12 protein-coding genes are annotated in these 13,002 nt (G+C 44.6%); 7 read left to right on the top strand and 5 right to left on the bottom strand.

Annotated elements, in window-relative coordinates:
- Positions 1-298: 298 nt before the first annotated feature.
- Positions 299-532 (bottom strand): transposase, encoded by a 234-nt coding sequence (locus F6K49_RS53660; RefSeq protein WP_364302975.1) that lies wholly within the window; start codon positions 530-532, stop codon positions 299-301.
- Between the two features lie 445 nt (positions 533-977).
- On the opposite strand from F6K49_RS53660, the gene F6K49_RS28270 reads away from it, so the two are divergent.
- The 4 genes from F6K49_RS28270 to F6K49_RS28255 all read left to right on the top strand — a co-directional run bounded on the left by F6K49_RS28270 (position 978) and on the right by F6K49_RS28255 (position 5,554).
- Positions 978-1,409 carry a hypothetical protein gene (locus F6K49_RS28270; protein WP_293068860.1) on the top strand — a complete coding sequence of 144 codons (432 nt, stop codon included), beginning with the start codon at positions 978-980 and terminating at the stop codon, positions 1,407-1,409.
- Between the two features lie 69 nt (positions 1,410-1,478).
- Positions 1,479-2,801: a hypothetical protein gene (locus tag F6K49_RS28265; RefSeq protein ID WP_293068862.1), complete on the top strand. Its 1,323-nt coding sequence runs from the start codon at positions 1,479-1,481 to the stop codon at positions 2,799-2,801.
- A gap of 60 nt (positions 2,802-2,861) precedes the next feature.
- The gene (locus F6K49_RS28260) at positions 2,862-4,313 is read left to right on the top strand and encodes a Dyp-type peroxidase (protein WP_293101918.1); all 1,452 of its coding nucleotides are present in this window, start codon (positions 2,862-2,864) and stop codon (positions 4,311-4,313) included.
- 65 nt (positions 4,314-4,378) lie between these two features.
- Positions 4,379-5,554 (top strand): catalase family protein, encoded by a 1,176-nt coding sequence (locus tag F6K49_RS28255; RefSeq protein ID WP_293068868.1) that lies wholly within the window; start codon positions 4,379-4,381, stop codon positions 5,552-5,554.
- 151 nt (positions 5,555-5,705) lie between these two features.
- Here F6K49_RS28255 and F6K49_RS28250 read toward each other — a convergent pair whose 3' ends face one another.
- A complete protein-coding gene (locus F6K49_RS28250) occupies positions 5,706-6,512 on the bottom strand; it encodes an NADH:flavin oxidoreductase (RefSeq protein WP_293068871.1) in 807 nt (268 codons plus the stop codon).
- A gap of 910 nt (positions 6,513-7,422) precedes the next feature.
- Between F6K49_RS28250 and F6K49_RS28245 the strand changes: the two genes are divergently transcribed.
- The 3 genes from F6K49_RS28245 (at position 7,423) to F6K49_RS28235 (ending at position 11,223) form a co-directional block, all read left to right on the top strand.
- Positions 7,423-7,662: an SDR family NAD(P)-dependent oxidoreductase gene (locus tag F6K49_RS28245; RefSeq protein ID WP_293019085.1), complete on the top strand. Its 240-nt coding sequence runs from the start codon at positions 7,423-7,425 to the stop codon at positions 7,660-7,662.
- A 195-nt stretch (positions 7,663-7,857) separates the two neighbouring features.
- A complete protein-coding gene (locus tag F6K49_RS28240; RefSeq protein WP_293101913.1) occupies positions 7,858-9,150 on the top strand; it encodes a cytochrome P450 in 1,293 nt (430 codons plus the stop codon).
- Between the two features lie 315 nt (positions 9,151-9,465).
- Positions 9,466-11,223 (top strand): peroxidase family protein, encoded by a 1,758-nt coding sequence (locus F6K49_RS28235; RefSeq protein ID WP_293019082.1) that lies wholly within the window; start codon positions 9,466-9,468, stop codon positions 11,221-11,223.
- A gap of 173 nt (positions 11,224-11,396) precedes the next feature.
- Here F6K49_RS28235 and F6K49_RS28230 read toward each other — a convergent pair whose 3' ends face one another.
- From F6K49_RS28230 to F6K49_RS28220, 3 genes are all read right to left on the bottom strand, one after another.
- Complete coding sequence (locus tag F6K49_RS28230; protein WP_293019080.1) at positions 11,397-11,831, bottom strand: hypothetical protein; 435 nt, start codon at positions 11,829-11,831, stop codon at positions 11,397-11,399.
- Positions 11,832-12,098: 267 nt separating this feature from the next.
- On the bottom strand, positions 12,099-12,437 hold the full coding sequence (locus F6K49_RS28225; protein WP_293019078.1) for a hypothetical protein: 339 nt from the start codon (positions 12,435-12,437) through the stop codon (positions 12,099-12,101).
- 29 nt (positions 12,438-12,466) lie between these two features.
- Entirely contained in the window at positions 12,467-12,940 is a 474-nt protein-coding gene (locus F6K49_RS28220; protein ID WP_293101910.1) for an EVE domain-containing protein, read from the bottom strand.
- Between the last annotated feature and the right edge of the window lie 62 nt (positions 12,941-13,002).

Below are 13,002 nucleotides of genomic sequence, written 5' to 3'. Positions count from 1 at the left end.
GCGGTCTTGGGGGTTTCCCCCGGAGACAAAACCTTAGATAGTGGAGCCTTTATAGTTAGCAGGTTATGCAGAAAAGGGTTAAATATTTTTTAATAAGGCTCCACTATCTTACGGTAAATTCAAACCACTCGCTATTGCATCAAGACAATGTATTTTTAGTTTATTGAATCCCTTGCTATTTAAGGGGTTAAGCTTCATTTAAACTACTATTAAACTACTAATTTAATATCATCAGTCTAGGAGAGCCGAAAATCTGAGCTGTACCCAAGTTATTTATAATAATATGGAATCCGTTTAATTAGACAATGCAAGTTGTCAATGACGGCCACCAATGGAATTGAGTCAACCTCCTAAGTATTTGAGGTTGCTTGATGAGTTGACGACAACGCTGGAAAATTGCTTCTTCCAATGCTTCTATCGTCTCAAATACCCGATTGATGAGCGCCTGATCTAGAAGAGGCCATAACCGCTCTGCTGGCTGTAACTCAGGAGAGTAAGGGGGTAAAAACTCTAAAAATAAACCTTTGGGAATTTCGAGCTTCTTGGTGGTGTGCCACCGGGCTTAGGTTTTGGACTAGCAAGGCAGGGTGCTGTTTATCAATCCCTTGAGCAGCAGCTTTCTTTGGCTAGGATTCGGTTCATAATCTCGGTATTAACTCGCATTATTAATCCACCATTCGCTTTCCCCACTACACCGGTTCGACTTCTCCGTAGACGTATTGACAAAATTCATTCGCTTTTAAATTGTCAGTCATGGGTTGCCGTTCTGATTAAGTTTTTAAACACAGAAAAACAACACCACCCCATAAACAGGATGAATGTATTAAATTAAAAGTTAGGGGTGAGATACCACAGAACTCCAACCAAGGATATAGCAATTCTCAGAGAAACTCGCTTCTTTAGCCCACCCCGTTTCTGAAACCGACAAACCGATACCTGTCTAACCCATTCAATCACCAATAAGGAAGATTCTAGAGATGACCATGACGACAGCAGACCTTCAGAAATTATCTCCGACCGAGTTGGATCAGCTGTATCAGCGCAGTCCCATGGGTGACATCCCCGATGGAGAAGGGAAAGGCACTGTCTTATCTTTGACAAGCCTGCCTACAGGCAATCTCTGCTCTGGCTTAGTCAAGTTATTAGCCTGGCAGGGGAAGGTATTTTATCGAGATCAGGGCTTCTTACTCAATCGTGTCAGCCTATTTAGCATCCAGATGATCAAAGCCAAAGTTGATCCCGGCGAGAGCTGGTTCACCCAGGGAGAAGCCACGATTTTGGACTATTCCAAAACATCGTTTGTGGCCCAAAAAATTCGCGATGAAATTCGGGAAGTTTCTCCTGGTCTTTATCTGGGTCAAGCTTACTGGGACACAACCCGGGTGTTGTGTTTCTCCCTGGAATTTTAATCGCCCAAATGGTCTCTAGGCTGGCCAATAACCTGACTAGAGAAGAGATACCCCTATCGGTACAGGTGTATGACCTACCAAGAAACCCTCACCGTAATCGCTCCAATTAAGGCTGACCAGATGGACTGCCTGAGGGAAGTGCTCCAGTCCATCCAGCAAAACGTCGGGCATAACGACCTGATTCCCTTTGCTCAGTTTCCGCAGGTTCATTTCGCCAGGTTTGTCATCCTGGAGGCGGTTAAAGATCCCCTACTAGGCATCACAATTCCGCCCAGTCTGGCCTTCTCAAATTGCCTTGATGCTCCTCTGAAGGAGTATCTGCGCTCACTAGCGGAGGAGGGTGGTTATGGGTTGGATCGAATTTTTAGCCACTGCGAAGGCTATCCCTCCCCCCAGCGGCTCACTGTCAGCAGCCGGATCGCCTACCTGCAGAAACACCGGGTCAATACTCAGACCTTCTATGTGAACACCATAGGTCGCACAGTACAACAGGTTCGCCAGGAAGCCGACTTGCACGACAAGATCGAGCTCTTTCTAGATCGCTACCAGCACCAGCAAGGAGCTGACGGTTCCGATGTGGATACGGTTCGTCGGGCCATTCAGAACTTTGTGAAGCAAGATCCCTCCCTCTCCTGGGCTCTGACTCCGGCAGTACCCCCCGATCTAGGGTGGCAGATTCGAGACAAGCTGCATCTGATCGTTGGCTTGTTCTTAATCCTGCTGCTAGGATTGGCCTTCTTGCCAATCTCCCCCCTATTCGTTGCAATTTTGCGCTGGAAAGAGGAAACAGCTCCTCATCCTAGGCAGGATCCAAAATTTAGACTAAGTCAGTTTCATCGCCTTCACCTTGCCCAAGATGAAGACTTTTTTAGTCAAAATCAATTCAGTGTGGTGGGTTTTGTCAAACCGGGTTGGTTCCGCTACATCACCCTGAGGGTCATTCTTTGGCTGGCTAATTTTGCCACTCGTCACGTCTTTAACAACGGTGATTTGGGAACGGTTCCTCTGCTCAATCTATATGGGGTAGACACCATTCACTTCGCCCGCTGGGTGGTGATTGATCAAGGCCGACGGGTGCTGTTTATGAGCAACTACGATTTCAACTTAGAAGACTATATGAATGACTTCATCAACAAATTAGCCTGGGGATTAAACATAATCTTTGGTCACGGGGTGGATTATCCCAAAACCAGTTGGCTGGTAAAGGGTGGTGCTAGAGATGAACAAATTTATAAAGCTGTCCTTCGCAAGTATCAGATTCGCAGCCAGGTTTGGTATGCGGCCTATCCCAATCTTTCAGCGGTCAACATCAGCAACAATGCCCAGATTCGAGCTGGACTGTTCCAACCTTTAGACACTGCTCAACAGCAAGCATGGCTGTCTCGGTTCTGAGTTAAATTGCCCCTCTTTTCTAGCTGCTATGTCCTATTAACGACTACTCCAGGAAGCCCTATGTCTCACCTTGAAGTTCAGGATATTCAAAGCATTATCGCCAGTGGCTGCGGTAATCTCAAAGCTGCTGCCTATGTCCTACTACACATCCAGGACGCCCCTCTAGCTAGACAGTGGCTGAGCAATTTGGTAGATCGAGTGCAAACCAGCCAGGATCCCCCCTCCGATCTCTGCCTAAATATTGCCTTTACTTACGAAGGATTAACCACTTTAGGTTTGCATCAAAGCACCCTCAGCACTTTCCCCACAGAGTTTAAGGAAGGCATGACTGAAGCTAATCGCAGTCGTATTCTTGGCGATCATGAGGACAGTGAAAATGATCCGAAATTATGGGTTTGGGGGGGAACGAATCCGCAGCAGACGAGAGTGCACATCCTCCTGCTCCTATATGCCACTGATGATGAGCAATTGGATGAATTTTGTACCACACTGGTCGATCAGTTGCCCAAAGGTGGGGTTGAGTTTATTCTGAAATTGGATACTTTAACCCTCAAAGACGAAGCAGGGAGATTTCGAGAACACTTTGGTTTTCAAGATGGGATTAGTCAACCTATTATTGAAGGTCTTAACCGGGTCGGGTCACCCGATAATACTATCAAAGCGGGAGAATTTATCCTAGGCTATACCAATGAATACAATTTGCTAACAGAAAGTCCCAGGGTAAAACCTGATCTCGATCCTCACAATATTCTGCCGTCTGGTGAATTTGGCTTCCATGATCTGGGTCGCAATGGTAGTTACCTGGTCTTCCGACATCTGAGCCAAAAAGTTGAGGAATTTTGGCGCTTTCTAGAGGAAGTCACCCAAAATCATGACGGCTCCAGTAACCCTGAGGAGCGTCTCAAACTCGCCGCTAAAATGGTTGGTCGCTGGCCTAGCGGTACCTCCCTGGTGCAGTCCCCAGATCGAGATGACCCGAACGTTATCGATAAGAATGATTTTGCTTACCACCATGTAGATCCTCAGGGTTTTCGGTGTCCCTTTGGTGCCCATATCCGCCGCTCCAACCCCCGAGACTCCTTAGACCCGGCTCCAGGCACTGAGAGATCTATAGCCATCAACAAAACCCATCGGCTGCTCCGCCGGGGTCGAACCTATGGAGAACCGATCAGTCCATCGTTTGATCCAGAAGCCATCCTCAATAACCCCAACCCAGGGGAGCGAGGCATCCATTTCATCTGTATTAATGCCAATATCAATCGGCAGTTTGAGTTTGTACAGCATACTTGGGTCAACAATCCAAAATTTAACGGTCTCTATGAGGAGACAGACCCTTTGGTGGGCGATCGCCACCCTGGAAAAATGGGAAATACCGATATTTTCACAATTCCAGGAAAACCGATTAGAAAACGGATTAAAAATTTACCGCAATTTGTAGTCGTTCGGGGAGGCGCTTACTTTTTCTTACCTGGCATCAAAGCTATCCGGTATCTGGCATCGATTTCAGAGTAAATGCTCAAAATGACCAAGCAATAGAACTTAATTCATAAAATCAGATTTTGTGAAGGATGAGAGCCATGAGCATACCAAAAATAGTTAACGCCCTTTCCGTGAAATTAATTAACTTCACACGTCGATTGAATCCGGCTATTCGAGATAGCTTCGACCGCTTGTTTCAAAAAAGAATTCAAGCAGTTACCCAATTTATCATCAATCTAAGTAGGAAAAACGATCATCTGGCTATTGCTCAAGAAAAACTCCTGCCGGATGAAGAAAAAATTACCCGAGATATTGCTCAGCAAATGACTGAGTTTTTGAAAAAAAACTACACTGGAAAAGTTGCTGAGCGAGCTGGCAATACCAAAACTTATGGAGTTGTTAAAGCAACCTTTGAAGTTCTTACCGATTTAGCTGATGAGTTAAGAGTAGGAATCTTTCGAGAAACCAAAACCTATGCTGCTTGGGTGCGGTTTTCAGGTCCTGGGCCTTTAGAAACCCATGATTTATACAACAATGGCATTCTTAGCATTGGCATCAAACTGATGGATGTAGAAGGTGAAAAACTTATTGATGATGAAAAGATGACCCAAGACTTCACAGGTATCAGTTCTCCTACCTTTACCACCCCCAATATTATTGAAAATCTCAAGTTACAACGACAGGTTTTTAACGACACCCCCGCCTGGTATTTTCTGAATCCTTTTGACTCTCATCTGTTAGATGCAATCATGCAGGGGCTCTATGCCAAAGCCCATACCAGTCCTTTAGAAGTGAGGTATTTCAGTTGTGTCCCTTACCTCTATGGGGAAAGAAAAGCAGTCCAATATTCCATTAAACCCAGCACTGACGAGAAAACCCCTATCCCTAAAAATCCGTCCTATGACTATCTCCGAGAAGCGATGGTCAAGGTATTGGACGAACGAGAGGTCTGTTTTGATTTCATGGTGCAATTTCAAACAGATCCTCACCGGATGCCCATTGAAAATGCTTCAGTGGTCTGGTCTGAAACTCTGTCTCCTTACATCAAAGTGGCAACATTGCGTATTCCTGCTCAAGAATTCGATTCACCAGTTCAACTCGCATTTGCTCGCAATCTCTCCTATAATCCGTGGCATTGCATTGCCGAGCACCGACCTTTAGGTAACCAAAGTAGAGCCAGAAAATATATTTACCTAGAAACATCTAAGTTTCGGCAGCAGATGAATGGAGATAAACGAATAGAGCCGCAGAGTGATTGGATTATTTATCAATAAATATGAGTTTGGGTTAAGACTCTCAACACAGAAAAGTTACACCAACGGAACTAGGCAATACCCATTGATACCAAATCCGGTTATCATAGTGTAGTTACACAAATCATCAAATCCTCTCTAGGCAAGGACTTTGATTTTTTTGAATAGAGTCTCAGTCAAGCGGATTTGGTACATGAAGGGCATCTGCTCCAGCTTCCTCCACCCACTTGCAGATTTGGATAGAGTCTTCCAGGGTATTTCCAGGCTTGTCCCAAGGAATCACAGCATTGTTGTATTCCACTGCACTGATTTTTGCCTGGAGGTGAAAATCGTTTCCTACCTCTTTGCGTATTGCCTGGATAATCTCCAGTAAGAAACGAGCTCGATTTTCCAGAGAACCGCCATACTCATCCTTGCGGTCGTTGATGCCTGAACTCAGAAATTGGGTAATCAGATAGCCATTGGCACTGTGCAGTTCTACCCCATCAAGTCCTGCCTCACGAGCTCGTCTGGCACCATCAGCGAACGCCTGAATCATTTCCTTGATTTCCTTGCGTGTCATTGCCTGACACTCCAGCCCATGAAATGACTCAGTTTCACTGGTTGAACTAAGACCCTTATTATACAAATTCTCCACACCACCAACATCCCGCTGACGACCAGAGTGGCTCAGTTGCATCAAAAACTTACAGTCATATTCATGAACTTTCTCCCCGACCTTGCGCCAGAAAGGAATTCGATCATCCCGGTCAATCGTGGCATAGTTAGGTAAAATTCGTCCTCGGATTTGGACTGGTGTAAAGCAAGAGACGATTGCACCGACGCCGCCTCGGGCAAATTTCTCTTCCCAATTGATCCGTGCCTGGTTACCGGAACCATCATAGTTGTCAAATCGACCAGAGATATTAGAACGAAAGATCCGATTCTTTAGGGTCAAGTTTCGGAACTCCAACGGTTCAAAAATTATATCCTTTTCCATTTGATTTAGTTGAATCTTGGCTTTTGTCGGAATAAAGCAAGCTACAAGCTCAATGCCTAGCATTCCAGATGCTGGCCGAATATTTTTTTAGGAAAACTTTCTAAGGCTGCTATTGAGAGTAAATAACAATAAGGATGTCATTTGTCTTTTTTCCTTTCTATTTTGTGACGCTTATTTGGTTCTGATCCCCGATTCTCTGCTACGCGCTGTCCCTAGGCTAGGAATAAATTACTGTCAGTGACTATCCCCTTTGACCCAATCCCCTTGCTTTGGGGTGGGGGAGGAGTCATTGAACTATCACAAATTTGTATAAGGGCGTTTGTTGGCCAATTTTGGGTAAGTCCTGACAAAATCTTGCTCCCCAGTTGGATGTTGTTAAGTCTCTCCTCGAAAAACTATAATTTCCAACACTTTCCATTATGACTTAACGACCATTGATATTTCATGATTATTAAGTTTTTTAACAACAATCGGGTTTTGGAAAAGCTCCCTGTGAGGATAACTATCAAGGCAATAGAGAGATTTTTGGCAACTGAACCACCTACTTCAGCTAGGGTCTCCATTCTCCCTAAATTTCTCAAAAGTATGCTATACCTCAACTATAGTCCCTCTGCGTGCTTCATTGGTTTGATTTTTCATTGCCCTAGGATCTGGTGATCTCCTTAAAATGTAATTTAAGTTACAACTACTAGTGGATAACTATAACCTACATAGCATTTCCATTTGAGTTGTGAACATAATCCCTTAGGGAAAGGCAAGAGGCAAGAGGCATGCATGCTAGAGCTAATCAAGTATCTAGGGATTTTTTGTAATGAAAAAACTCTAATCCTTGTTTCCAATTCCTTTGGAAAGGCTATCGAAATAATTCTTCAAGATTTCCTGGGTTAATTTTTGTAAAAATACACCTCAAATGAATCTAAAAAATCAGGTAAAGGATCGTCCCAAAACCGCTCTGATTACTGGTGCATCCAGTGGCATTGGTTATGAATTTACTAAGTTATTTGCTCGCGATGGCTACAAGTTAGTACTAGTTGCCAGAAGTGAGTCGAAACTATCTCAACTGGCCGAGGATTTTAGGGAAAAATTTGGGACATTTGTCAGGGTTATTCCGGTGTTGTCCCTGGTCTCAAAAACCAGTTGCTTGCCCTGAGTATAAGATTTATGCCCCGAAATCTAGTAAACCAAGTGGTAAGAAACATGCAAGAAAGGAGCCACTAGTTCTGATTAGGCAGTGGATTGATAAATTCTGGCTTAAGCTGATAGCCTTCATGAAAATAGAAGCAATGGATAAGTTTCAAAGAAAGCCTCAAGAAAGATTTGTAAACAAAACAATGAGCAATGAATAATGAACACCTACCCTTCTACCAATGTACTCGACTTGTTACGGCTTCTGGGTAATCTAGCCAGTGGCTTTATCCGTAACCCCCGTGGTTTCGACCTTGAAAAAGTATTAGGGGGTTGGATTCAGGATGTAATCAAACGCTATGGTAGTAAAAATGTCATTCTAAACTTTCTTCTCAAGAAAGTCTTGCTAGTATCTGGGCGTGACTTATCAGACCGGATTTTACAAGACCCACCAGACAGCCAAGGCTATATCGAAGGGAATCTCAAGAAGGATGGTATGTCTTTCCTTGCCCCCAACGCCCTCACTATCAGCCATGATCAACAGTGGCAGCGCCTGAGACCTTATAACGAGGGAGTGCTTGGCACAGGTTGCCAGCACCAGTACCAACAGGCTTTCCTCGAACAGGTAAATCATGCTTTTTCAAACCCAGTGTCCAACATTGAGGATATCCGGAAATTTATGGGTCAGGCAATGCTTGGCATCGTGTTTGGAGAAAATGTTGCTCCTGAGCGGTTGATCAAGGATATACAGGTGTTATTCTCAATGGTGGGAAATCCGATCAAGCGGATTCTATTGGGAAGGTTTGAAACTAAGCGTTTAGAAAAATTTTATGAAACTCTTGAGCAGCTTTGGGAAGGCAGCGAAGCGTCTGAAAAGCCATGCCTGTTGTCTATGGCTCATGGCATAAAGCCCTACACTACTGAAGAGGAACTCCTGCAACAAATCCCCCACTGGATGTTTACCTTTACTGGTTCAGGGACTGACTTGCTGGCGAGAACCCTGACTATGATTACCTCTAGACCAGAAGTGCTCGAACGGGTGCGACAGGAAATCAAGGAAGCGGGTTCGTTAGAGAAAGCCTCAACCATTGCTAAACTCAGCTATTTAGAAGCTTGTTTGTTGGAAACTGGTCGTTTGTTCCCTCCAGTGACCAGAACCTTTCACATTACAACAGCTGGCGACGCTTATAATAACACCCGTATTCCGCCAGACATGGAAATTCTACACTTTTTCCCAATCATGCAACGGGAACGGTCTTTAGACCCATCCACCGATTCGTTTGTACCTCAACGGTGGCTAGATCCGAGCGATCAGGACAATTCGACTTACTCCAATTTGTTTCTCAGAGGATCTCGTACTTGCCCCGGAAGGGATTTGATCCTGTTTGTTTGTAAGAGTGCGATCGCAATTCTCCTAGACCAGCAGCAGCTGACATCCAAAACCAATGTACTCTCCCGAGACCCTCTACCAGCCTACTTCCCAGAAAAGGATATCCAATTTGTTAACCCTTGACGGCTTGTGAAATTAATTGACAGTTGAGTGATCAGCAAAGAGTACCCGAGATGGGTACTGTCAATCCCTGTAAATTATACAACACTAGATTTATTAGTCAATCCTCTTTAATTTATAAATTAATGAGTTATGATCAACATAAAAAACTAAGAAATAGAAAGAGCTAGACAACGGTGAATTAAGGATTAATTAAGATCATGCTCAGTCCTATTCACCTAAGCTTAGGAGTGAGCAGTAAGCTCTGACCGGAATTCCTGACACTCCCAACCTAAAACACTAAATACCTCGGTAATAAAAACTAAAGGAATTAGCACAATGACAAAGAAACCTTGGCATAAGTTTCCTACTCCTCTAGCCCTGTTCAAATTAAATAAATTCCGCGAGAATATGCGGGAAGAAAACCTGCACGATACCTCCCAATTACCCACAAAAGGGGAGCCCCCTGAACCGACTCCTAGTCCTGATGGTCGCCATCTTAAAATTCGTACAGCGGATGGTTCATTTAATGACCCCAATGATCCCAAAATGGGGATGGCTGGCACCCGCTTTGGACGCAATGTAGCCCTGAAATACGCATACCCCGACGAAAAGAATTTACTCAATCCCAACCCCCGTACGATCAGTCGGAAGTTATTGACCCGGGATGAATTTGTCCCAGCTTCGACCTTAAACCTAACAGCTGCAGCTTGGATTCAATTCCAGACTCACGATTGGTTTTCTCATACCTTTAATGATTCCGAAGAGAAAATCGAGATTCCTCTGGAACAGGATGACCCCTGGCCCGAAGAGCATAGACCTCTGGAAATCGAAAAAACTCCAAAAGACCCTACTCGTTCTGAAGACGATACCAAAAATCCCCCAACCTTTATCAACCAAGAAACTCACTGGTGGGATGCTTCCCAAATCTATGGCAGTAATCAGGAAACTATTGATAAGGTGCGTAGCCATGTCGATGGTAAGATGATCATTGGTGATGACGGTTTGTTACCTGTCAACCCAGAGAACGGAATCGATATTGTGGGCTTTGACGATAACTGGTGGATAGGACTAAGCATGTTGCATATCCTGTTCGTCAAAGAGCACAACACTATCTGTGATCATCTGAAAAAACAATACCCTGACTGGACAGATGATGACCTGTTCGACCACGCTCGACTGATTAATGCTGCCTTGCTAGCTAAAATTCATACTGTGGAATGGACTCCGGGCATCCTGGCACATCCCGCTTTGCAAGTTGCCATGAGAACGAATTGGTGGGGTATATTGGGTGAGGAATTCAAAAATCGCTTTGGGCGTATTGGGGACAGTGAAGTAGTCAGCGGCATTATCGGATCATCTATTGACCACCACAGTGCTCCCTACTACCTCACCGAAGAATTCGTTTCTGTGTATCGGATGCATCCCCTCATCCCCGATGAATTCCCGTTTTACTCAGTTAAAGACGGTAAAGAGCTGCTGACGAAAGACTTTTTTGAAGTGTCTGGCAAGCGCTCACGTGCCATTCTAGAACAGGTAGATATAGCTGATTTATTCTACACCTTCGGAATCAGCCACCCAGGTGCTGTCACCCTTTACAATTATCCAAAGAAATTGCAGCAGCTAGTGAGGGACAACGGTGAAGTATTTGACTTAGCTGCTGTAGATATCCTGCGAGACCGGGAGCGAGGGGTTCCCCGCTACAACCAGTTCCGGGAACTAATTGGTCGCGATCGAGTTAAATCCTTCGAGGAAATCACTGAGAAGCCAGAATGGGCGAAAGAATTGCGGGAGGTTTACAACAATGATATCGATAGTGTAGACCTAATGATAGGTATGTTTGCCGAAAATCCTCCCAAGGGATTTGGTTTCAGCGATACCGCCTTTCGGATATTCATTCTGATGGCATCCCGACGACTGAAAAGCGATCGCTTCTTTACCAAGGATTACACTGCCGAAATCTATACTCAATTCGGTTTGGACTGGATTGAAAAGAACACTTTCATAAGTGTTGTGCTCCGACATTACCCCAGCTTAGCTGCTAGTCTGAAGGGTGTTGAAAATGGCTTTGCTCCCTGGAAGCGCATAGTCAAATAATGGCTCAGTTGAACCTTTGGGTTAATTGACAATCTCCGCTCGCTCAGAGACGGGGATTGTTGCTTTTGGTTTGCACCAATGACAGTAGAGATCAAATCTCCCTAGGTGCGCTTGACCCATTAAGAATTATAGCAGTCGCCAGGGCAGGCGCGGACATGACAAAAGTCTCAAACCTAAGTAAGCGCAAGAGTTTGACTTCTGACTTCTGACTTCTGACTTCTGACTTCTGCTATAAATTCGCCACGGGTCGCACCTGAGGAAATTCCGCCCTGACGCTCACACTTGAAACCCGACTCACCCCAAGCCTTCATGTCTACATCCGTGAGCTGGATTAGATCAGAGCATCGGGGTTGAATGACTTGAGACAGCAGCGCCCAAACCAAGCTGCGAGCAATGTCTATCCCAGTTTTGAGAGGGGATTCTGAATTACCAGGAATACCTTTCTCTGGCACCAAATCTGTGTCTACCCAAATCCCATGAGCTCCCAGTAGAATTTGCGCCATCCACTGAGCCCGTGGTAGATGGGTGCAAGAGGTAATTAACTTAACCCTACGAACACCCCAACGCCGGAAAATTGGGATAGTGACATACTCCCACACGCTTATCAAAGATTACAGTGTGGGCTTCTTACCAACTCCACCTAACGGGAACGGATATTCGGTAAGCTTTATTAACGACACTGGATGCCCCTCCGCGCCGGAACAATAAATAAGTTCTATTTTTAGTAAGTAGGTGGCGGTTAGCTCTTAATTTGTCTTCCCTACTTCTTTTATTATAGACGATCTTCAATCGTAATTGTTCCCTATTACATAAATATCTTGTGCAAAATTCATCCCACACTCATGCTGCGAATGTTCGTTGTGGGGCTTCTTTTGCTAGAAGCTAAAGAAAAAGTTACCAAAGGTAGAATTAGCACACTTTTCTAACCAAACCTGTTCCGAAGATGCCATCTCCCGCTGAAAAATTAGCCAAATGCAGGGGTCTGGGGATCCATGAGAAATCAGAATTCGCTTGTCTGGGTGCTGTTTGACTAATTCAGCAACATGGATTTCTCGACGAATACTCCCCCCTAGGACAAAGAACGTATCCACAGGTGCTGATGCTGCTGCCTGCAATCTCAGAGTATTAATTAGCAGCCAGCCACACAAAAAAAGTGCTAGGGTTAATAACCCCCAAAGTCTTAGGCGTCTTCGCCATTTTACTGCTCGTGACAAGTTTATCATTCATTAATCGGCCTGAAATATTACCTTTGACTTGGATTTTTGGCTTGAGTGATGCCTAGAATTTTCTGAGCTACTGCCTGAGAAACTGGCATCACCGAGAGTCGATTTCCACGTCTGGTCACCCATAGCTCTTGGTCGCTAAACTCCTGTTTAAGGGTTGAAAGCTCTAGCAAATGGGGAAAAACATCGACAAATTGCACTACCACAGTATGCCAGCGCGGAGATTCAACACTTGATTTGGGGTCGTAGTAACGGCTAGTTTGGTCAAATTGAGTCGGGTCAACTACTTCACTTTTAATAATTTCCATTAAGCCCACAATTCCAGGGGGTTTAGTATTGGAATGGTAGAAAAAAGCCAAGTCTCCCTCCTTCATTTCACGCAGAAAGTTTCGAGCTTGGTAATTACGAACCCCATCCCAAATTGTTTTACCTTCTTTTTCCAGATCAGTGATGCTATAGACTTGTGGTTCCGACTTCATCAACCAGTAATTCATTAGTTATAGGCTTTTAAAAGGAGATGTGAAACTAGTATTGATCAAAAAAGCGACTGCATCAA

This window comes from Moorena sp. SIO3I6, from assembly GCF_010672095.1.
The sequence above is the reverse complement of the archived record's forward strand: the minus strand, read 5'-3'. Positions and strand labels throughout refer to the sequence as shown.